This is a genomic window from Halomonas smyrnensis AAD6 (assembly GCF_000265245.1).
Classification (GTDB): Bacteria; Pseudomonadota; Gammaproteobacteria; order Pseudomonadales; family Halomonadaceae; genus Halomonas; species Halomonas smyrnensis.
The window spans coordinates 57,882-78,377 of sequence record NZ_AJKS02000014.1 but is presented as its reverse complement, the minus strand read 5'-3'; the positions used below and the strand labels follow the sequence as shown (position 1 = coordinate 78,377).

Below are 20,496 nucleotides of genomic sequence, written 5' to 3'. Positions count from 1 at the left end.
CATGTTCGGAAAACTCAGCCTAGAGGCGATCCCGACGCACGATCCCATCATCATGACGACCATTACCGGTATCGTCCTGGGTGGGCTCGCGCTGGTGGCCGCCATCACCTACTTCAAGAAGTGGGGCTATCTGTGGAACGAGTGGGTCACCTCCGTCGACCACAAGAAGCTCGGTATCATGTACTTCATCGTGGCGCTGGTGATGCTGCTGCGCGGCTTCGCCGATGCGATCATGATGCGCTCCCAGCTGGCCATGGCGTCGGCCGGGGCCGAGGGCTTCCTGCCGCCCTCGCACTATGACCAGATCTTCACCGCCCACGGCGTGATCATGATCTTCTTCGTCGCCATGCCCATGGTCATCGGCCTGATGAACCTGGTGGTGCCGCTGCAGATCGGCGCGCGCGACGTGGCCTTCCCGTTCCTGAACAACCTGAGCTTCTGGCTGTTCGCGGCGGGCGTGATCTTGGTCAACGTGTCGCTGTTCGCCGGTGAGTTCGCCAAGACCGGCTGGCTGGCGTATGCGCCACTATCGGGGCTCGACTACAGTCCCGGCGTCGGCGTGGATTACTGGATCTGGGCGTTGCAGATATCCGGTATCGGCACGACCCTGACCGGCATCAACTTCTTCGTCACCATCCTGAAGATGCGCACCAAGGGCATGACCCTGTTCCGGATGCCCATCTTCACCTGGACCTCGCTGTGCGCGAACGTCCTGATCATCGCCTCGTTCCCGATCCTGACCGCCACCATCGCGCTGCTGACGCTGGATCGCTACCTGGGGATGAACTTCTTCACCACCGATCTCGGTGGCAACATGATGATGTACGTCAACCTCATCTGGGCCTGGGGCCATCCTGAGGTGTACATCCTGATCCTGCCGGCCTTCGGCGTGTTCTCCGAGGTCATCGCGACCTTCGCACGCAAGCGTCTGTTCGGCTACGGCACCATGGTGTGGGCGACCGTCGCCATCACCGTGCTGTCGTTCATCGTCTGGCTGCACCACTTCTTCACCATGGGCGCGGGCGCCAACGTCAATGCCTTCTTCGGCATCATGACGATGATCATCGCCATCCCCACCGGCGTGAAGATCTTCAACTGGCTGTTCACCATGTACCGCGGCCGGATCGAGTTCACCTCGCCGGTGCTGTGGACCCTGGGCTTCATCATCACCTTCTCCCTCGGTGGCATGACCGGTGTGATGCTGTCCATTCCGGCGGCCAACTTCGTGCTGCACAACAGCCTGTTCGTCATCGCCCACTTCCACAACGTCATCATCGGCGGCGTGGTGTTCGGCATGCTGGCGGGCCTGACCTACTGGTTCCCGAAGGCCTTCGGCTTCACCCTCAACGAGAAGTGGGGCAAGCGCTCCTTCTGGTGCTGGCTGGTCGGTTTCTACGTCGCCTTCGTGCCGCTGTACGTGCTGAGCTTCTTCGGTGCCGTGCGTCGCATGCAGTCCTACGACAACGGTGACTGGCAGCCGCTGATGATCGTGGCCTGGGTCGGTGCGCTGATCATCGCCGCCGGTATCGCCTGCACCCTGATCCAGTTCTACGTCAGCATCCGCGACCGCAAGCAGAACCAGGACGTCACCGGCGATCCCTGGGATGCGCGCACCCTCGAGTGGGCCACTTCCTCACCGGCGCCGTTCTACAACTTCGCGCATCTGCCGGACATCAACGGCATCGATGACTACTGGGCGAAGAAAGAGAACAACGGTGGCAAGCCGCCGCTGTCCGAGGGGCCGTATCAGGACATCCACATGCCCAAGAACACCTGGGAAGGTCCGGTGCTGGGTGGGCTGTCGACCGCCTTCGGTTTCGCCCTGGTGTGGCACATCTGGTGGCTGGCCATCGTCAGCGGCATCGGCATGTTCGTGGTCTTCCTGGCGCGTGTCTTCCGCGAGGACGTGGACTACTACGTGCCCGCCGCGGAAGTCGAGCGCATCGAGCGCGAGCATCGTCAGCGCGTCGAGCGTGACGTTCAGCCGTCTTCATCCTATGCATCCCAGGCAGGGGGGCAGGCCTAAATGTCTACTGATACCCTGAGCAACCACGGGGATCATGCTCACGAGCACGATCACCACGACGCCGCAGGCACCAAGGTCTTCGGTTTCTGGGTCTACCTGATGAGCGACCTGATCATCTTCGGGTCGCTGTTCGCCACCTACGCCGTGCTCCTCCGGGGCACGGCCGATGGTCCGACCCCCGCGGATATCGTCGACCTGCCGCTGATCCTGATCAGCACCTTCCTGCTGCTGGTGAGTAGTTTCACCTATGGCATGGCGGTGCTGGCGATGAACGCCGATCAGGTGAACAAGGTGAAGGCATGGCTGGCCGTGACCTTCCTGCTGGGCGCGGGCTTCATCGGCCTGGAGCTCTACGAGTTCCACCACCTGATCCACCTCGGCTTCGGCCCGGATCGCAGCGCCTTCCTGTCGGCCTTCTTCACCCTGGTCGGCACCCACGGCCTGCACGTGACCTTCGGCCTGATCTGGATCCTGGTGATGCTGGTCCAGCTGCAGAAGAAGGGACTGACCGACATGACGCGCCCGCGGATCATGTGCCTGAGCCTGTTCTGGCACTTCCTGGACATCGTCTGGATCTGCGTCTTCTCCTTCGTCTACCTGATGGGAGCCCTGTGATATGAGCGGTCAAGCTTCTCACGCCGAGCATAGCCACGGCAGCGTCAAGTCCTATGTGATCGGCCTGATCCTGTCCATCGTGCTGACCATCATCCCGTTCGGGGTGGTGATGACCGGCTCGTTCGCTACCTCGGCTACACTGCTGATCATCGTGGCCACCGCCGTGGCCCAGGTGCTCGTGCAGCTGATCCTGTTCATGCACATGAGCACGAAGACCGATGAGGGGTGGAACTTCACCTCCTTCGTCTTCACCGTGGCGATCCTGGTCCTGGTCATTGGAGGTTCCCTATGGATCATGTACAACCTTCACCTGAACATGATGATCGGGTAATGGCGACCTCCTCGCGGCGTAGGGACTATCTGGCGCTGACCAAGCCAGGGATCATCGGCGGCAACGCCATCTCGGTACTGGGCGGCTTCTTCCTGGCCGCCCAGGGCCAGATCGATCCCTGGCTGCTGCTGGCCACGCTGGCAGGATTGTCCCTGGTGATCGCGTCCGGGTGCGCCTACAACAACGTCATCGATCGGGATATCGATGCGGTGATGGAGCGTACCCGCAGCCGGCCCCTGGTGCAGGGGCGGCTGTCGGTGGCAGAGACGCTGCGCTTCGCGACCCTGCTCGGGGTCGCGGGCTTCGCCCTGCTGGCGGTGTTCACCAACGCCGTGACCGTGGGCCTGGCGGCCTTCGGCTTCGCCATCTATGTCGGCGCCTACAGCCTGTGGCTGAAGCGCCGTTCCGAGTACGGTACCCTCGTGGGCAGCTTCTCCGGCGCCATGCCGCCGGTGGTGGGCTACTGCGCGGTGTCCGGCGAGTTCGACATGGGCGCGCTGACGCTGCTGGTGATCTTCTGCATCTGGCAGATGCCGCACTCCTACGCCATCGCCATCTTCCGCTTCAAGGACTACGAAGCCGCGAAGATCCCCGTGCTGCCCGTGGTGCGCGGCATCAGTACCGCCAAGCACTACATCCTGGGCTACGTGGTGGCCTTCCTGTTCGCCTCCCTGGCGCTGAGCGTGGCCGGCTATGCCGGTCCGGGCTACTTCGCCGTGGCACTGGTGATGGGCGTCTACTGGCTGTACCTGGCCATGCAGGGCTACTGGACCACCAACGCCGAGCGTTGGGCGAAGCGCGTGTTCGGCTTCTCCATCCTCACCATCACCGCGCTGAGCGTGATGATGTCGGTGGAATCCAGCCTGCTGCCGACCACACCGTTGATGGCCGCCCTGGGCTGAGCCGCTTCCGTTGGCGGAACCTCCCCGGTCTCTGCCTATACTTGCCGGTGAAGACACATCGTGTGGCGGGCCACCCCGGCCCGTCCCCGGCAGGAGGGAGTGCCATGTTGACACATGCCTGGGGCATCCTCGCCCACCCGAAGCGCGAGTGGCAGCAGATCAAGGAAGAGCGCGAGACACTCACCCACCTCTACGAACACCACGTGCTGCTGATGGCAGCCATCCCCGTCGTCTGTTCCTACATCGGCACCACCCAGGTGGGGTGGAGTCTCGGTGGGGGCACGACCATTCAGCTCGGCTACCTGGACGCCCTGGGGGCCGGCATCGTCTTCTATCTGGTGATCCTGGCGGCCGTCTATGCGGTCGGCAAGGTGATCCGCTACATGGCCAAGCGCTTCACCAAGCCGCCGAGCCAGAGCCAGTGCATCGTGTTCGCCGGCTACGTGGCGACGCCGATGTTCGTCAGTGGCATCGTGGCGGTCTATCCGCTGATCTGGCTGTGCATGCTCGCCGGCGTGATCGGGCTCTGCTACACGGCCTATCTGCTCTATCTCGGCATCCCGTCCTTCCTCGGCATCGATACCGAGGAGGGCTTCATCGTCTCCAGCGTGACGCTGGCCATCGGGGTGCTGGTGCTGGAGGCGCTGCTCGGCATCACCGTGCTGCTGTGGGGCTACGGCGAGCGCATCATCCTCTCGCTGATCGGCTGATCCCGCCGCGGCACCGTGCCCGATCGGGAACGTCAGCCATCTCAGGACTGAAAAGGGCGGCCCTCGGGCCGCCCTTTTCGTGCTGTCTTTCTCGAGTCGAATCCGCCGTGTTCGTCGCCCGACGAGGCGGCCCGAGCCGGACTACTCATCGGTGGTCTCGATGCGGGTCATCGCCTGCTCGAGGGCCGAGAGGGTGCGATCGAGCGCGTGCAGCTTGTCGAAGCCGAACAGGCCAATGCGGAAGGTGCGGAAGTCGTCGCCCTCGTTGCACATCAGCGGCACGCCGGTGGCGACCTGCAGGCCGCCGGCGGCGAACTTGACTGCCAGGTCCGGGTCGCTGGTGTAGCTCACGACTACGCCGGCGGCCTCGAAGCCGGGGGCGGCGACGCTGCGGTAGCCGTGTTCGGCCAGCAGCTCGCGGGCCCGGCGGCCGAGCTCGAGCTGTTCGTCCTGGAGCCGTTGCAGGCCATAGTCCTCGGCCTCGGCCACGGCGTCGCGCAGGGTGCGCAGGGCGTCGGTGGGCAGGGTGGCGTGGTAGGCGTGGCCGCCGGCCTCGTAGGTCTCCATGATCGACAGCCACTTCTTGAGATCACAGGCGAAGCTCGAGCTCTCGGTCTCCTCGATGATGTCGCGGGCCAGGCGCGACATCATCACCATGGCGCAGCAGGGCGAGCCGCTCCAGCCCTTCTGCGGCGCGCTGATCAGGATGTCGACGCCGGTGTCCTGCATGTCGACCCAGTCGGTGCCGGAGGCGATGCAGTCGAGCACCAGCAGGCCGTTCTGATCGTGGATGGCCTCGGCGAGCCGGCGGATGTAGTCGTCGGGCAGTTTCACGCCGGACGAGGTCTCCACGTGGGGCGCGAACACCAGATCGGGCTGCTGGTCCTGGATCGCCTCGAGCACTTCCTCGATGGGGGGCGGCGTGAACGGCGAGGTCGGGTCGTCGTCATCCAGGCGCACGGCCTTGCGCACATAGAGGTCCGAAGGGATGTGTCCGCGCTCCAGGATCTGGTGCCAGCGATAGCTGAACCAGCCGTTGCGGATCACCAGGCAGCGTCGGTCGGTGGCGAACTGACGCGCCACCGCTTCCATGCCGAAGGTGCCGCTGCCGGGAACGATGACCGTCGAATGCGCGCGATAGACCCGCTTCAGCGACGCGGAAATGTCGCGCATCACCTGCTGGAAGCACTGCGACATGTGGTTGAGGGAACGATCCGTGTAGACCACCGAGTACTCGAGCAGTCCATCGGGGTCGACATCGGGCAGTAAACCGGCCATTGCTGTCTCCATGTTATCGGACGCTGCCTCCTGGCGGCGGAGGGCGCCTTGCACGTTAGAAGAGGATATTCCCTATCCCGGCTTCAGGCCAGGGTGCGAGCGGCGGGCCGCGACGCTGACGTGGATCATTCCCCGCCGTGGCGAAAGGGGCCGCGGTGTACCAGACTGACGTCTACGCAGGGAAACATCGTTTCCTAACTGGAGAAGCCTCATGAAGACCTTGCTGATTCCCGTCGCCGCGGCCTGTCTGGTGGCCGCCGCCACTGCCCACGCCCAGGGCGGTCCCATGACCTATCAGCCGAGCCCCTACGTCGGCGCCGATGCGCTGTTCTGGGAGCTCGACCCGGATGGCCGCGCCGATGATCGCGACAGCACCGGCCTGCGTCTGCGCGCCGGCGTCGCCTTCAATGACTACTTCGCCCTCGAGGGACATCTCGGCACCGGCGGCTCCGACGGTGGCCTGGACCTGGACTACCTGGCCGGCGGCTACGCCAAGGGCATGCTGCCGATCACCCCGAGCTTCACGCTCTACGGGCTGCTGGGCGCCACCGAGGTCGAGTTCGATGGCGCGGACTCCGAGACCGACGTCTCCTACGGTGGGGGCGCCAGTTACGCGCTGATGCCGAACCTGTCGCTGGACGCCGATTACATGCGCTATCTCGACGAATCGAACTACGACTTCGATGCCGTGAGCCTCGGGGCCAGCTATCACTTCTGATGCCACTGGATAGCGAGCGGCGATAGATCGCGATCCGGGGATGATGCCCCGTTACTGCGCCCCCGCTTGCCAGCGGGGGCGTTGCTCGTTTCGGCCACCGCGGCCGGGGCGTCTCCCGGGGATGTCCCTTGATGGCGCAGACCTGTCGCACTCTCGTGAGGCGCCCGCCTTTTCATGGTGCACGCGGCCCGGGCGAGGGGGCGGCAGCGAGGGCGCCCGGCCCCGTCATCGCGCCGTCTGCGGTCGATCTGGCACGTTACGTGCAGAGCCGTATCGAACAAGGTCACGAAAGGTGCTGCCATGTCCTCTCCCTCCTCCCGCCCCGACGTTCCCGGCCCGAGGCTGCTCTTCACCGATCTGGATGGCTCGTTGCTCGATCACCAGACCTATGACTGGTCGCCGGCCGCGGAGTGGCTGACGCGGCTGCGCGAGGAAGGCGTGCCGGTGATCCCGGTGACCAGCAAGACCCGCAGCGAGCTGCTGGCCCTGCGCCAGGCCCTGAATCTCGTCGACAGTCCCTTCGTGGCCGAGAACGGTGCGGTGGTGGGGCTGCCTGCCGCCTGGTGCCACGCCCGCCTGGAGCGCACGCCCGGCCCCGACGGACTGGTGATCAAGACGCTCGGCGTGGACATCGGCTTCATCCGCCAGCGCCTCGCGGTGTGGCGCGAGCGCCTGGGCGTGCGCTTCACGCCGATGAGCGAGATGCAGATCGACGACCTGGTCGCCTTCACCGGACTCAGCGAGGAGGAGGCGCGCCTGGCGCGGATGCGCGAGGGCAGCGAGCCGCTGATCTGGGCCGACAGCGAGGCGCGGCTGGAGGACTTTCGCCAGGGGCTCGCCGGCGACGGCCTGCACCTGGTGCGCGGCGGGCGCTTCTGGCACGCCACCGGCGAGTCCGACAAGGGTCAGGCGGTGAGCTGGCTGAGCGAGCGCTTCACGGCCCTGCGCGGCGTGCGCCCGCAGACCCTGGCGCTGGGCGACGGCCCCAACGACATCGCCATGCTCGAGGCGGTGGATCAGGCGGTGGTGATCCGTGGCTGCCACGGCCTGGAGGTATCGCCGCGACAGCCCGAGGTCTACCGCAGCCGGGAAAGCGGCCCGAGCGGCTGGGCCGAGGGCGTGGACTACTGGTGGGGGCGAGGCGGGCGCCGGCAAGGGCCGGCGCTGACGGCATCCGGCAGCCGCGACAACAACGACGTGGGGAGTGTCAGCGCATGAGTGATTTCCATCAGAACGGCATCATCACCGATTTTCACAATCTCACTCGCCGGCCGGTCGAGGACCTCGAGGCCGACCTGGTGCGCTTCTCGGCGCAGCGGCCGATGAGCCTGATCCTGCCGTCGCTGTACTCCGAGCTGGAGGGGCCGGCGCTCTCGCACATCGTCGACGAGCTGGCCCAGGTGCCCTATCTCTCGGAGATCGTGATCGGCCTCGACCGGGCCGACCACGCCCAGTTCGGCAGGGCCCGCGAGTTCTTCGCGCGGCTGCCCCAGCGTCATCGCATCCTGTGGAACGACGGCCCGGGCCTGCGCGCGCTGGACGCCGAGCTGGAAGCGCAGGGCCTCGCGCCCCAGCAGCCGGGCAAGGGGCGCAACGTCTGGTACTGCGCCGGCTACGTGCAGGCCTCCGGGCGCAGCGAGGCGGTGGCGCTGCACGACTGCGACATCCTCACCTACGATCGCGGCATGCTGGCGCGGCTGTTCTATCCGGTCGCGCATCCCTACTTCAACTACGAGTTCTGCAAGGGCTACTACCCGCGCATCGCCGACGGCCGCCTCAACGGCCGGGTCTCGCGGCTGATGGTCACGCCGCTGCTGCGCGCGCTCAAGCAGATGTTCGGGCCGCTGCCGTACCTCGAGTACCTCGACTGCTATCGCTATGCGCTTTCCGGCGAGTTCGCCATGCGCACCGAGGTGCTCGACGGCATCCGCATCCCCGCCGACTGGGGGCTCGAGATCGGCGTGCTCTCCGAGGTGCATCGCAACTACTCCACCCGCCGGCTGTGCCAGGTGGATCTGGCCGACAGCTACGACCACAAGCACCAGCCGGTCTCCGAGGAGGACGCCTCCGGCGGACTCAACCGCATGAGCCTGGACATCGCCAAGGCGCTCTACCGCAAGCTGGCGACCCAGGGCGTGACCTTCAGCGCCGAGGGCTTCCGCACCCTCAAGGCCACCTACTACCGCATGGCGCTGGACCTGATCGAGGCCTACGACCACGACGCGCGGATGAACGGCCTGAGCCTCGACCGACACAGCGAGGAGCGGGCGGTGGAGCTGTTCGCCACCAACCTGCTCGAGGCCGGCGGCGTGTTCCTCGACAATCCCGGCGAGCGGCCCTTCATCCCCAGCTGGAACCGGGTGCGGGCGGCCATTCCCGACCTGCTGCCGCGCATGGCCGAGGTGGTGGAGGCCGACAACGCCGTCTGACCCCGCCGCCTGCCGCCACCAGCACCGCCCCCAGGCATTGCCCATGGGGGCGGTGTTCGTTACGCCTTTTTCCCGCTGACGACGGCTTTACCCGCCAATGTTGACCAGCCACAGGGCGCCGTAGGGCGGCAGGGCATCGTCGGCCTGCCACGCCTCGCCGCCGATCCGGTCGCGCCACTCGCCTTCGCCGAGCGGCTCGAGCGCCAGCGGCTGGGGGCGGTCGGTGACGTTGTGGATCGCCAGCAGGCGGCGCCCGTCGGGCAGCGGGCCGCGCTCGACCACCAGCAGCGTGGCCGGCGTCTCGATCACCCGCTGGGCCACGTCCGGGTGGAAGCAGGGCTCGTCGCGGCGCACCTCGAGCAGCCGCGTCAGGGCCGTGAAGGCCTGGTGGGTCGAGGTGTGCGGGCTGTCGAGCAGTCGCTCCAGGGCGCCGCGATCCCAGCGATGGCGGTTGATCGAGCGCAGCCGGCCGCTGCGCTCCATGCCCTCGATGTCGTTGAGGGTGCCGGTCAGGGCGTGCAGATAGAGCGCGGGGATGCCGCGCAGGCCGAGCATCAGCTGCTGGCTGCACAGGAAGCGCGGCATCTGCCAGGGGTCGGCGCCGCGGCGCGTGCCCTTCATGGCGTCGAACCAGGTGATGTTGATCTCGTAGGGCGAGTCCTCGCCGTCGTCCTTGGTGCGCATGCTGACGAAGCCGCCGAAGCGGTGCATCAGCTCGAGCAGCGCCTCGACCTCGTGGTGGGGCAGCCAGCCCTCCAGCGGGCGCACGCCGATGCCGTCGTGGCTGGCGGTGAAGTTGAGGAAGCTGCAGCCCGGTGGCAGCTCGGGCAGGCTGCGCAGCCAGGCCGCCAGGGTGCCGGCCTCGCCGCTGGTGAAGGTGTGCAGCAGCAGCGGCGGCAGCGGGAACTGATAGACCAGGTGGGCCTCGTCCGGCGCCGTGCCGTCTTTTTCGAGACGTTCAAGACCAAAGTAGCTGATGTTCTCGCGGTGGGGCACGTTGGTCTCGGTGAGGATCAGCGTGCCCGGTGCCACGTGATCGACGATGGCGCGCAAGAGCCGCACCACTTCGTGGGTCTCCGGCAGGTGGATGCAGGAGGTACCGACCTTCTTCCACAGGTAGGCGATGGCGTCCAGGCGGATCACCCGCGCGCCCTGGCAGAGGTAGAACAGCAGGATGCCGACGAACTCCAGCAGCACATCGGGATTGGCGAAGTTCAGGTCGATCTGATCCTCGGAGAAGGTCGCCCACAGGTGGCGGGGGCCGCGGCGCGTCGGCACCTTGACCAGCAGCGGTGAGCTGCGTGGCCGCACCACCGCCGAGAGATCGGTGTCGGGGTCCATCTCGATGAAGTAGTCGCGCCCGGGCAGGTTGCCGCCGAGGTAGTCGGCGAACCACAGCGACTCGCGGGACACGTGGTTGAGCACCAGGTCGACCCCGAGGTCGAGGCGGCTGGACAGGCGCCTCACCTGGGGCCAGTCGCCCAGCTGCGGGTCGACCTCGCGGTAGTGGATGACCGAGAAGCCGTCGTCGCTGCTCCAGGGAAAGAAGGGCAGCAGGTGCACGCCGCTGAAGGTCTCCCCGAGGCGCCCGATGACGAAGTCGTCGAGCACGTCGAGGGGCGCCTGCTCGCCGTCGATCAGGCTGTCGCCGTAGGCGATCAGCCACTGGTCGCGTTCGCTCCACAGCGGCCGGGCGGGCGGCGCCTCCCCATCCGGGGGCGTCATGGGGGCCTGATGCGCCAGGAGGGTGAGCAGCCGGCGCAGCACCTCGTCGGCGCGAGGGCCGTAGAGCATCGTCAGATGGCGGTGGGCCCGTTCGCGGAAGGCGCCGGCGGCCAGCGGCGTCGAGAGGGAAGGTTCCGGCATGGGCGATCGCCTCTTGTGGGGGTTTTCCTGAACATGCAGATGCCGTGCCACCTGTGAACATAGCGGACCAGGTGCGCCTCGGCGACAAGACGTCGAGCGGGGCCGGCCTAACGAAGAAACATGAATACCCCCTCGTGGCTCCCGACGCCTTGCCTGGCGCAGGAGCTTCTCTCCGGCGTGTCGCGGGCACCCTCCGTGAAGGCCAATGTACCTCTTGAGTCTATAGCGGCTACAGGCTCTAGGCTGATGCCCTGTTTCGATGACGGGCCCCAGGAGGTCAGGATGGCGCAAGACGCCGTGCAGGAAGCCGAGAAGGAGGCGTCCCGGCAACATCGGTGGCGCGTGGAGGGCATGGACTGTCCGAGCTGCGCCGGCAAGATCCGCGGCGCCCTGGAGCGTCTGGAGGGCGTGGAAGACGTGCGGGTCTCGGTCATGCAGGGCTCGCTGGCCCTCGATCTGGATGTCGGCCGTACGGCGCCCGAGGCCGTGGAATCGCTGGTCGAACGGCTGGGCTATGGCGTGCGTCGTCAGACCCCAGCGGCGGGGGGCGTTGCCGAGGCTCCGGCGGAGGCGGGCTGCTGTGCCGGGAACAACCCCGATCAGCACCAGGCGCGTGATCATGGTGATGCGTCCTCGCCGGCGGCCGGCGCCCCGGCTCCCCGGCGCTGGTATGCCACCGGCAAGGGGCGCCAGGTGCTGGCCACCGGGGCGGCGTTGGGCGTGGCCACGCTGCTGCGCTTCAGCGTCGGCGCGGAGCTTGCCCACTGGGCCTTCCTCGCGGCCTGCCTGATCGGGCTGGTGCCGGTCGCCCGCCGTGCGGTGACGGCGGCGCGGCTCGGCATGCCGTTCACCATCGAGATGCTGATGACCCTGGCCGCCGTCGGTGCGCTGTTCATCGGCGCCGCCGAGGAGGCGGCCATGGTGGTGCTGTTGTTCGCGGTTGGCGAGATCCTCGAGGGCGTGGCGGCCGACCGGGCCCGCTCGGGCATCCGCGCGCTGGCCGATCTGGTGCCCGGGGAGGCGCGGCTCGAAACCGCCGGCGGCGAGACCCGCACGGTGGATGCGTCCCGGCTGTCGGTCGGCCAGGTGGTGGTGGTGCGCCCCGGGGACCGGATTCCCGCCGACGGCACCATCCTCGCGGGCCGCTCGTCGATCGACGAGTCGCCGGTGACCGGCGAGTCGGTGCCGCGGGCCAGGGGCGAGGGCGACGAGGTGTTCGCCGGCTCGATCAATCACGATGCCGTGCTGCGGCTGCGCGTGTCCCGGCCCCAGGAGGACAACACCATCGCGCGCATCATCCGGCTGGTGGAGGAGGCCCAGGAGGCGCGGGCGCCCACCGAGCGCTTCATCGACCGCTTCAGCCGCGTCTACATGCCGGCGGTGGTCGGCCTGGCCGTGCTGGTGGCCGTGGTGCCGCCGCTGGCGCTGGGCGGCGCCTGGGGCGAGTGGACCTATCGCGCCCTGGCGCTGCTGCTGATCGGCTGCCCCTGCGCGCTGGTGATCTCGGTGCCGGCGTCGATCGCCTCGTCGCTTTCCAGCGGCGCGCGTCACGGGCTGCTGCTCAAGGGCGGGGCGGTGATGGAAGCCGCGGCCCACACCGAGGCGGTGGCCTTCGACAAGACCGGCACCCTGACCGAGGGCCGGCCGCGGGTGACCGACGTGGTCCCGGCAGGCGATGAAGTGACGGCGCAAGGCGTGATCGCCCTGGCGGCGAGCCTCGAGCGTGACGCCAGCCATCCGCTGGCGCTGGCGGTGCTCGAGCACGCGGAGTCACTCGGCGTCGCGCCCGGGATCGCCACCGAGGCGCGGGCGGTGCCCGGGCAGGGCGTCGAGGCGCTGATCGAGGGCCGCCGGGCCTTCGTCGGCGCGCCGCGCCACGCGGCCGAACGCGGCACGCTGGCCGAGGGGCTGGCAGAGCGACTCGAGGCCCTCGAGGCCGAGGGCAAGACGGTGATCGTGGCGGTCGAGGACGGCGTGGCGGTGGGGGCGATCGCCCTGCGCGACGAGCCGCGGCGTGATGCCATGGCCGGCGTGGAGGCGCTGTCGGCGCTGGGCGTGCGCTCGGTGATGCTGACCGGCGACAACGATCGCACCGCCGCGGCCATTGCCGGGCGCCTCGGCATCGAGCGTCGCGCCGAGCTGCTGCCGGAGGGCAAGGTGGAGGCGATCCGCGAGCTGGCCCGGCGTGAGCGGGTGATGATGATCGGCGACGGCATCAACGACGCCCCGGCGCTGGCCAGCGCCCAGGTGGGCGTGGCCATGGGCTCCGGGACGGACGTGGCGCTGGAGACCGCCGACGGGGCCCTGCTGCGCAACCGGGTGGGCGACGCGGCGGCGCTGATCCGCCTGGCGCGGGCGACCATGGCCAACATCCGCCAGAACATCGCCATCGCCCTGGGGCTGAAGGGGCTGTTCTTGGTCACCACCCTGCTCGGCATCACCGGGCTGTGGCTGGCGATCCTGGCCGATACCGGCGCCACCGTGCTGGTCACGCTCAATGCCCTGCGGCTGCTCGGTTTTGCGCCGGGCGGTCGTGACTCGACGGAAGACGACGTGGCGGTTGCCGTCTCGCCCGCGGCAAGCTGAACCAGACTGGCGGCCTACAAGAACGCCGCGCCGGCTGATTGCCGGCGCGGCGTTCTGCATCAAGGCGCGAGGTCAGACCTCACTGTTCATTATGTATGTACAGCTCGGCGCCCTGGTCGCGGAACCTCTCGGCCTGTTCAGCCATGCCGCGTTCGATCGTCTCTCGTTCTGCCGACTCACGATCGCCGTCGAGTCCGTTATCCGCGGCCCCGTCCTTGAAGACCGAATCGCGGACCTCCTGGCTGATCTTCATCGAGCAGAACTTGGGCCCGCACATGGAGCAGAAGTGGGCCACCTTGGCCGAGTCCTTGGGCAGGGTCTCGTCGTGGTACTCGCGGGCGGTGTCCGGGTCGAGGCCGAGGTTGAACTGGTCCTCCCAGCGGAACTCGAAGCGCGCCTTCGACAGCGCATTGTCGCGGCGCTGGGCGGCCGGGTGCCCCTTCGCGAGATCGGCGGCATGCGCGGCGATCTTGTAGGTGATGATGCCGGTCTTGACGTCGTCCTTGTTGGGCAGCCCCAGGTGCTCCTTGGGCGTCACGTAACAGAGCATGGCGCAGCCGTACCAGCCGATCATCGCCGCGCCGATGCCCGAGGTGATGTGATCATAACCGGGGGCGATGTCGGTGGTCAGCGGCCCGAGGGTGTAGAAGGGCGCCTCGTCGCACTCGGCAAGCTGCTTGTCCATGTTTTCCTTGATCAGGTGCATGGGCACGTGGCCGGGGCCCTCGATCATCACCTGGACGTCGTGCTCCCAGGCGATGCGGGTCAGCTCGCCGAGTGTCTCGAGCTCGGCGAACTGGGCCTCGTCGTTGGCGTCGGCCACCGAGCCCGGGCGCAGGCCGTCGCCCAGCGAGAAGGCGACGTCATACTGCTTGCAGATCTCGCAGATCTCCTCGAAGTGCTCGTAGAGGAAGCTCTCGCGGTGATGGAAGAGGCACCACTTGGCCATGATCGAGCCGCCGCGGGAGACGATGCCGGTGGTGCGTTTGGCCGTGAGCGGCACGTAGCGCAGCAGCACGCCGGGGTGGATGGTGAAGTAGTCGACGCCCTGTTCGGCCTGCTCGATCAGGGTGTCGCGGAACACCTCCCAGGTCAGGTCCTCGGCCACGCCGCCCACCTTCTCCAGCGCCTGGTAGATCGGCACGGTGCCGATCGGCACCGGGGCGTTGCGGATGATCCATTCGCGGGTCTCGTGGATGTTCTGCCCGGTGGAGAGGTCCATGATGGTGTCGGCGCCCCAGCGGATGCCCCAGGTCATCTTGTCGACCTCGTCCTCGATGGAGGAGGTGACCGCCGAGTTGCCGAGGTTGCCGTTGATCTTCACCAGGAAGTTCCGGCCGATGATCATCGGCTCGGATTCCGGGTGGTTGATGTTGTTGGGGATGATGGCGCGGCCGGCGGCCACCTCGTCGCGCACGAACTCGGGCGTGATCTCATCAACCAGGCGGGCGCCGAAGGCCACGCCCGGATGCTGGTGGCCGAGGATGCGCTCGACCTCTTCCGACCCCAACGCCTGGCGCTTCTGGTTTTCCCGAATGGCGATGAATTCCATCTCGGGGGTGATGATGCCCCGGCGCGCGTAGTGCAGCTGGGTGACGTTCTTCCCTGCCTTGGCCCGGCGAGGCGTGCGGGTCAGCTCGAAGCGCAGCGGGGCGAGCATCGGGTCGTTGGCGCGGTGGCGGCCGTACTCGGAGGTCGGGCCGTCGAGGAACTCGGTATCGCCGCGCTCCTCGATCCAGCCGCGGCGCAGCTCGGGCAGGCCGCGGCGCAGGTCGATGGCGGCCTCGGGGTCGGTGTAGGGGCCGGAGGTGTCGTAGACCAGCAGCGGCGGGTTCTGCTCATCCGGGCCGTCGCCGGAGGTGCGGGTCGGCGACAGGCCGATCTCGCGGAAGGGCACGCGGATATCGGGCCGCGTGCCCTCGACGAAGACCTTGCGCGAGCCCGGCAGCGGGGCCACGGCGGCGGCGTCGACGCGGGCGCTCTCGTTGAGGAAATGGGGGGTCTTGCTCATGGTCGTGCTCCCTTGGCTTGAGTGGTTCGTCAGGGAGGACCGTCGGGGAGGACAGGGGCGGCCGGCGCCGAGGCGCCGCCGCCTGTCGCTTGATCCCTACGCTGGTCCTAGCCAGTTCAGGTTCAACGGGACCCATGCTCGGGCGCCTCGCGCCGCATGATCTCAGCCGTCTTCAACGGCACCCCGTCAAGCGTGGTGATGCCCGCCCTTAGGCGGGCCGTGTCATTGCCTTTCTTCTTCCTACCTACTTCCTCTCTATCGTGGGCCAAGGGCCAAGGGCCAAGGGCCGAGCCGGCGCGGTGCTAGCCGAGCGCCGGGGACAAGACAAAGCGAGGGTTTTTGCCATGGATGGCAAAAGTTAGCGCCCAGGGATGGGTTCACAGCGCCTCGCGTCGTCTTGTCGCCGGAAAAGCTCGGCAGTCAGTAGATGGAGCTCAGTCCGCGCGATCCAGCCCCATCTGCCAGAAGTCGATCTCCAGCCGGGTGGCGTCGCGGAACAGCCGCGCCAGCTGGTCGAAGCGTGCCGGCGTCACCTCGGCCAGGCGCGCGTCCAGCCAGGCGATCTCGGCCTGCATGGCGCTCTGGAACTCGTCGCCCTGGTACATGGCGATCCAGGCGTCATAGGGGTTGGCGTCGCCGCGCACGGTGAACGGCTGGGCCCGAAGCCAGTTGGCGATCTCGCCGTAGCCCACCAGGCAGGGGGCCAGCGCCACGCGCAGGTCGAGCAGGTCGCCGCGGCTGCCGGCGTCGAGCACGAAGCGGGTGTAGGCCAGGGTAGCGCGGGCCTCGGGCAGCGCCGCCAGGTCGTCCTCGCCGATGCCCCAGTCGCGACAGAAGCCGCGGTGCAGGTCCAGCTCGACGTCGAGGATGGTCTTCAGGCCGTCGAAGGCCTGGCGCAGCTCGTCCAGGTCGCGGCTCTTGTAGGCGGCTAGGGCGTAGGCGCGGGCGAAGTGGATCAGGAACAGGTAGTCCTGTTGCAGGTAGTGGCGGAAGGCGTCCGCCTCCAGCGTGCCGGCGCCCAGGGCGCGGACGAAGTCGTGCTCGGTGTAGGCGCGCCAGTCGGCCTGGCAGGCGGCGGTGAGATCACTGAAGCGACGGTCCATCTTGCCTCCGATTCCGATGCGAGCGAATGCCGGAGGGTGCGCACGGGCGTAGCGGAAGCGGGGAGGGAGCGCCGGGCGCAAGGAGGGCGCGCCGGCCCGCCGCCTGATTCCCTACGCCGGTTCACGTGCGGCGTCTGCCACACCCACCCGGATCAGGTTCCACGGGACCAGCGCTGGGGGCTGTCTCGAGCGTTGTCGAGCGCGAGCCTGCGCCATCTCAGCCGGTTCCACCGGCACCCCGTCAAGCGAATGGGCCGAGTCTAGCAGCTTGGCGGGCGACGAACATCCCTGTCGTCGCCCCGGCCACCGTGCGACGGCAGCGTGACGGTCATTCGCCCTGGACGGCGCGGGCCTCGGCACTCGCCGACCGCGCCCAGTCGCTGCCGAAGGACTGTATCGGCATCTCGCAGGGCCGCTCGGCCGGGGGGGCGGCGGGCTCGTCGGCGGGCTCGAGATCCAGCGGCGCCGGCTCGGCCTCGAGCACCGCCGGCGGGGCGGTCTCGCCGGGCACCAGCAGCAGGCCGCGCCGGCGCAGGCCACGCCCGATCGTCAGGCTGCTGCTCCAGCGCACCAGCGGCGCGGCCAGCAGCAGCCCTAACCACACCGGCGTCAGCCACCAGAAGAAGGTCGGCGTGGCCCACCAGGTCACGCCCGCCCAGCAGAGGCCGATCAGGCTGCCCGGCCAGGTGTGGCGCAGCGCCTCGCGCCAGGGCAGGGCGCGTCCCTCGCGTGACTGGGGGTTCCAGGCCACGGTGCGGCCGCTGAAGACTTCGATCACGAAGCGGCTGTGGAAGACCATCATCAGCGGCGCGATCAGCATCGCGAACAGCGCCTCCAGCAGGGCGCTGGCGACCAGCCTGCCGCGTCCGCCGTAGCGGGACGGCGCCCGGCACAGGGCCAGCACGACACCCAGCAGCTTGGGCATCAGCAGCATCGCCAGGGTGCCGCCGAGCAGCGGCATGATCAGGTTGGGCGGGGCGATCGGCCAGTCCGGGAAAAGCTGGGCGTCGGAGGTGAAGAAGTTGGGCGCGATCAGGGCACGCAGCAGGGCATCGGCGGTGCTGACCACGAGGATCGCCAGCCAGATCAGCGACGACAGGTAGGCCAGGGCGCCGCACAGGAAGTGCACCCGGCTGACCAGGTGCAGGCCGCCGGCGCCGAGCAGGCGCAGGTGCTGCAGGTTGCCCTGGACCCAGCGGCGGTCGCGCTTGGCGTAGTCGAGGATATGGCTCGGCATCTCCTCGAAGCTGCCGCCGAGGTCGGTGCGCATGCGCACCTCCCAGCCGGCGCGCCGCAGCAGCGCGGCCTCGACGAAGTCGTGGCTGAGGATGTCGCCGCCCAGCGGCGGGCGTCCGGGCAGCTCGGGCAGGCCGGCATGCCGAATGAAGGGCGCCACGCGCAGGATGGCGTTGTGGCCGAAGTAGTTGGCGGCGTCGGACTGCCAGAAGCTCAGGCCGGCGGCCAGCATCGGCGAGTAGACCGCGGCCGCGAACTGGTTGGCACGGCCGAACAGGCTGTCCTGGCGCACGGGGATCGGCACCGTCTGCAGCAGCCCGAGGCGCGGATTGGCCTCCATCTGGGCGATCAGCTCATGCACGGTATCGCCGCTCATCACGCTGTCGGCGTCGAGCACCAGCATGAAGTCGTAGCGCTGCCCCCAGCGCTGGCAGAAGTCGCCGAGGTTGCCGGCCTTGCGGCCGGCGTTGCTGTCGCGATGGCGGTAGTGCAGCCGGCAGTGGCCGGCCAGCCGCCGCTGCAGCGCGGCCATGACGGCCTTCTCCTCGGCCACCACGGCCTCGTCGGTGCTGTCGCTGAGCACGAAGGCCTCGATGTGCCGGCGTTCGGAGATCGGCGGCAGGTCCCGGCAGGTCGCCTCCAGACCCGCGGCGACCCGCTCGACGTCCTCGTTGTGGATCGGCATCACCAGGGCGGTGCGCGAGCGGGCGTCGTCGGGCGGCCGGGGCGAGCCGGCCCTGGCCAGGCTCAGCGGGTCGCGGCCGGCGAGGCTCAGGGTGAAGCCGATCAGCCCGCTCCAGAAGGCCACGGCGATCCAGCCGAAGGTCACCGCGAACAGCGCCATGACCGCCAGCTCCAGAGGGGTCAGGCCGCCGACGTGGAGGATGCGGAACATGGTCCACACGCCGAGGGCGGTGGTGGCGGCGATCAGCAGGGCGACGGCCCAGCGGCGGGTGCGGCGCCAGGGAATGGGCGCCGCGGCGTTGCGGCAATCAGCGGCGCTCATCGGGATACCAGACATAGTTCCAGGTTTCGGTCAGCGGCTCGCCGTGCAGGGTCAGGGCCAGGCGCATGTCGGCCGGCGTGCCGTCCTCCGGCGCGAGGCGGAAGCTGGCGCGCCAGGTGCCGTCGGGCAGGCGCTGGACGCGGGGCTCGATCAGCTCGCCGCTGGAGGTGGTCAGGTGCGGCTCCACCGCCTGGTCGGCCTCGAGGCCGTCGAGCGCGGGCCCCTGGAAGTCGACGATGAAGACGCGCTGGCTCTCGGGCGGCGGATCGTCCTGCCCCGGCGTGGCGCCCCAGCCCTGACGCGAGCGCAGCACATGGCCGAGCCGCTGTTCGGGCGGCGTGGCGCCGAGGGTGCTCAGCCGGTAGCGGAAGGTCCGCGACTGGCCGGCCTCGAGCGGCTGCTCGGGGATCCAGTAGGCGGTGATGTTGTCGTTGGCCTCGCTGTCGGAAGGGATCTCGACCAGCTCGACGCGGCCCTGGCCCCAGTCGCCCAGCGGCGTGACCCATTCGCTGGGGCGCGTCTCGTAGCGGGCCTCGGCATCGAGGTAGGCCTCGAACCGGCGCGGCCGCTGGATCAGCCCGAAGCCCCGGGGCGAGGCGTCCTGCAGGCTCGACAGGTGCAGCGTCGCGGGATTGCTCAGCGGGCGCCAGATGCGTTCGCCGTCGCCGGTCTGCATGGCCAGGCCGCTGGAGTCGTGGACCCGCGGGCGATAGTCGTCCGCCGGGTACTCGCCGAGCCCGCCGTGCATGTACATGCTGGTCAGCGGCGCGATGCCGAGCTTGGCCACGTCCTCGCGGGCGAACAGCCGCGCCTCGGTCTCGACCGTGGTCGGCTCGCCGGGGGCGATCTCGAAGCGGTAGGCGCCGGAGAGGGAGGGGCTGTCGAGCAGGGCGTAGACCGTCAGGTGCGTGTCCTCGGGGCCGGGCTCGACCAGCCAGAACTCGCGAAAGGCGGGGAACTCCTCGCCGCGGGGCGCGCCGGTGTCGATGGCCAGCCCGCGGCTCGAGAGGCCGTAGCCTTGATCGCGGCCGATCATGCGGAAATAGGAGGCGCCGAGAAACACCATGAACTCGTCGCGGTAGTCGCCGCTGTTCAGCGGGTAGTGCAGGCGGAAGCCGGCGTAGCCGAGATCGCCGAGGGCCTCGGCGTCGAGATCGGCCAGCCCGGCGGCCTCGTCGTCGTAGCGGAAGCGCGACGGGTCGAAGGGCAGCGGGCTGACCTCGCCGTCCCCGTTGACCAGGTTGAGCGCGACCGGCTGGTCGTAGAGGAAGCCGGGATGGAACAGCTGGACCTCGAACAGCCCGTCGTCGTGCCAGACGGCCCGGTCGGGGCGGAAGCGGATCTGGCGATAGGCGTCGTAGTCGAGCTCGGTCAGCGCCGGTGGCAGGTCGGCATCCGGCGCCTCATAGGGCGCGTCGGCCAGACGCTCGGCGCGGTCGGTGACGCGGTCGAACAGCCCCTGCTCGGCGGCGGGTTCGGCGCTGGCCTCCATGGCCAGCGTCGTCCCCAGCGAGAGGGCCAGCAAACGGAACAGCGATGTCATGAGGTGACTCTCCTTGGAATCCCGCCGGCATTCCCTGCGCGAGCCGGTCCAGGGGGTCTTGTCGTGTTATGGGTATCGTTATCGTGAAAGCGTACCGGGGTTGGTCAGTGCGCCGCCGGGATGGTTCCGTCCCGCG

15 protein-coding genes and 1 riboswitch are annotated in these 20,496 nt (G+C 68.5%); of the genes, 9 read left to right on the top strand and 6 right to left on the bottom strand.

Features of this window, described 5'->3' with window-relative positions; genetic code table 11:
* Position 1: 1 nt before the first annotated feature.
* The 5 genes from cyoB to UYS_RS0213705 all read left to right on the top strand — a co-directional run bounded on the left by cyoB (position 2) and on the right by UYS_RS0213705 (position 4,584).
* Positions 2–2,026 carry a cytochrome o ubiquinol oxidase subunit I gene (gene cyoB, locus UYS_RS0213725; RefSeq protein ID WP_016856089.1) on the top strand — a complete coding sequence of 675 codons (2,025 nt, stop codon included), beginning with the start codon at positions 2–4 and terminating at the stop codon, positions 2,024–2,026.
* Positions 2,027–2,641, top strand: a complete 615-nt coding sequence (locus UYS_RS0213720; protein WP_016856088.1) for a cytochrome o ubiquinol oxidase subunit III — start codon at positions 2,027–2,029, stop codon at positions 2,639–2,641.
* Position 2,642: 1 nt separating this feature from the next.
* Positions 2,643–2,972 carry a cytochrome o ubiquinol oxidase subunit IV gene (gene cyoD / locus UYS_RS0213715; RefSeq protein ID WP_016856087.1) on the top strand — a complete coding sequence of 110 codons (330 nt, stop codon included), beginning with the start codon at positions 2,643–2,645 and terminating at the stop codon, positions 2,970–2,972.
* A complete protein-coding gene (gene cyoE / locus UYS_RS0213710; protein ID WP_016856086.1) occupies positions 2,972–3,874 on the top strand; it encodes a heme o synthase in 903 nt (300 codons plus the stop codon). Before cyoD ends, cyoE begins: the two co-directional genes overlap by 1 nt.
* Positions 3,875–3,978: 104 nt before the next feature.
* Positions 3,979–4,584: a Yip1 family protein gene (locus tag UYS_RS0213705; RefSeq protein WP_016856085.1), complete on the top strand. Its 606-nt coding sequence runs from the start codon at positions 3,979–3,981 to the stop codon at positions 4,582–4,584.
* 141 nt (positions 4,585–4,725) lie between these two features.
* Here the strand turns inward: UYS_RS0213705 and UYS_RS0213700 are convergent, their stop codons facing one another.
* Positions 4,726–5,862: an aminotransferase class V-fold PLP-dependent enzyme gene (locus UYS_RS0213700; protein WP_016856084.1), complete on the bottom strand. Its 1,137-nt coding sequence runs from the start codon at positions 5,860–5,862 to the stop codon at positions 4,726–4,728.
* A 211-nt stretch (positions 5,863–6,073) separates the two neighbouring features.
* Here UYS_RS0213700 and UYS_RS0213695 point away from each other — a divergent pair, with 211 nt between their 5' ends.
* The 3 genes from UYS_RS0213695 to UYS_RS0213685 all read left to right on the top strand — a co-directional run bounded on the left by UYS_RS0213695 (position 6,074) and on the right by UYS_RS0213685 (position 9,009).
* On the top strand, positions 6,074–6,580 hold the full coding sequence (locus UYS_RS0213695; protein WP_016856083.1) for a porin family protein: 507 nt from the start codon (positions 6,074–6,076) through the stop codon (positions 6,578–6,580).
* Between the two features lie 300 nt (positions 6,581–6,880).
* On the top strand, positions 6,881–7,798 hold the full coding sequence (locus UYS_RS0213690) for an HAD-IIB family hydrolase (protein ID WP_016856082.1): 918 nt from the start codon (positions 6,881–6,883) through the stop codon (positions 7,796–7,798).
* Positions 7,795–9,009 (top strand): glycosyltransferase family protein, encoded by a 1,215-nt coding sequence (locus UYS_RS0213685; RefSeq protein ID WP_016856081.1) that lies wholly within the window; start codon positions 7,795–7,797, stop codon positions 9,007–9,009. Before UYS_RS0213690 ends, UYS_RS0213685 begins: the two co-directional genes overlap by 4 nt.
* An 87-nt stretch (positions 9,010–9,096) precedes the next feature.
* On the opposite strand, the gene UYS_RS0213680 is transcribed toward UYS_RS0213685, so the two are convergent.
* The gene (locus UYS_RS0213680) at positions 9,097–10,875 is read right to left on the bottom strand and encodes a sugar phosphorylase (protein WP_016856080.1); all 1,779 of its coding nucleotides are present in this window, start codon (positions 10,873–10,875) and stop codon (positions 9,097–9,099) included.
* Between the two features lie 282 nt (positions 10,876–11,157).
* Here UYS_RS0213680 and UYS_RS0213675 point away from each other — a divergent pair, with 282 nt between their 5' ends.
* Positions 11,158–13,461, top strand: a complete 2,304-nt coding sequence (locus tag UYS_RS0213675; RefSeq protein ID WP_016856079.1) for a heavy metal translocating P-type ATPase — start codon at positions 11,158–11,160, stop codon at positions 13,459–13,461.
* 79 nt (positions 13,462–13,540) lie between these two features.
* Here UYS_RS0213675 and thiC read toward each other — a convergent pair whose 3' ends face one another.
* The 4 genes from thiC to UYS_RS0213655 all read right to left on the bottom strand — a co-directional run bounded on the left by thiC (position 13,541) and on the right by UYS_RS0213655 (position 20,360).
* Positions 13,541–15,472, bottom strand: coding sequence for a phosphomethylpyrimidine synthase ThiC (gene thiC, locus UYS_RS0213670; protein WP_016856078.1), 1,932 nt, complete (start codon positions 15,470–15,472; stop codon positions 13,541–13,543).
* A gap of 76 nt (positions 15,473–15,548) precedes the next feature.
* Positions 15,549–15,668, bottom strand: a riboswitch (TPP riboswitch).
* 238 nt (positions 15,669–15,906) lie between these two features.
* Complete coding sequence (gene tenA / locus UYS_RS0213665; protein ID WP_016856077.1) at positions 15,907–16,575, bottom strand: thiaminase II; 669 nt, start codon at positions 16,573–16,575, stop codon at positions 15,907–15,909.
* Between the two features lie 328 nt (positions 16,576–16,903).
* Positions 16,904–18,817 carry a glucans biosynthesis glucosyltransferase MdoH gene (gene mdoH / locus UYS_RS0213660; protein WP_016856076.1) on the bottom strand — a complete coding sequence of 638 codons (1,914 nt, stop codon included), beginning with the start codon at positions 18,815–18,817 and terminating at the stop codon, positions 16,904–16,906.
* The gene (locus UYS_RS0213655; protein ID WP_016856075.1) at positions 18,804–20,360 is read right to left on the bottom strand and encodes an OpgD/OpgG family glucan biosynthesis protein; all 1,557 of its coding nucleotides are present in this window, start codon (positions 20,358–20,360) and stop codon (positions 18,804–18,806) included. Before UYS_RS0213655 ends, mdoH begins: the two co-directional genes overlap by 14 nt.
* Positions 20,361–20,496: the final 136 nt, after the last annotated feature.

Bases quoted from the DNA above. Each gene is read 5' to 3' on its own strand.
- cyoB (WP_016856089.1), top strand. From the start codon at position 2: ATGTTCGGAAAACTCAGCCTAGAGGCGATCCCGACGCACGATCCCATC.
- UYS_RS0213720 (WP_016856088.1), top strand. From the start codon at position 2,027: ATGTCTACTGATACCCTGAGCAACCACGGGGATCATGCTCACGAGCAC.
- cyoD (WP_016856087.1), top strand. From the start codon at position 2,643: ATGAGCGGTCAAGCTTCTCACGCCGAGCATAGCCACGGCAGCGTCAAG.
- cyoE (WP_016856086.1), top strand. From the start codon at position 2,972: ATGGCGACCTCCTCGCGGCGTAGGGACTATCTGGCGCTGACCAAGCCA.
- UYS_RS0213705 (WP_016856085.1), top strand. From the start codon at position 3,979: ATGTTGACACATGCCTGGGGCATCCTCGCCCACCCGAAGCGCGAGTGG.
- UYS_RS0213700 (WP_016856084.1), bottom strand. From the start codon at position 5,862: ATGGCCGGTTTACTGCCCGATGTCGACCCCGATGGACTGCTCGAGTAC.
- UYS_RS0213695 (WP_016856083.1), top strand. From the start codon at position 6,074: ATGAAGACCTTGCTGATTCCCGTCGCCGCGGCCTGTCTGGTGGCCGCC.
- UYS_RS0213690 (WP_016856082.1), top strand. From the start codon at position 6,881: ATGTCCTCTCCCTCCTCCCGCCCCGACGTTCCCGGCCCGAGGCTGCTC.
- UYS_RS0213685 (WP_016856081.1), top strand. From the start codon at position 7,795: ATGAGTGATTTCCATCAGAACGGCATCATCACCGATTTTCACAATCTC.
- UYS_RS0213680 (WP_016856080.1), bottom strand. From the start codon at position 10,875: ATGCCGGAACCTTCCCTCTCGACGCCGCTGGCCGCCGGCGCCTTCCGC.
- UYS_RS0213675 (WP_016856079.1), top strand. From the start codon at position 11,158: ATGGCGCAAGACGCCGTGCAGGAAGCCGAGAAGGAGGCGTCCCGGCAA.
- thiC (WP_016856078.1), bottom strand. From the start codon at position 15,472: ATGAGCAAGACCCCCCATTTCCTCAACGAGAGCGCCCGCGTCGACGCC.
- tenA (WP_016856077.1), bottom strand. From the start codon at position 16,575: ATGGACCGTCGCTTCAGTGATCTCACCGCCGCCTGCCAGGCCGACTGG.
- mdoH (WP_016856076.1), bottom strand. From the start codon at position 18,817: ATGAGCGCCGCTGATTGCCGCAACGCCGCGGCGCCCATTCCCTGGCGC.
- UYS_RS0213655 (WP_016856075.1), bottom strand. From the start codon at position 20,360: ATGACATCGCTGTTCCGTTTGCTGGCCCTCTCGCTGGGGACGACGCTG.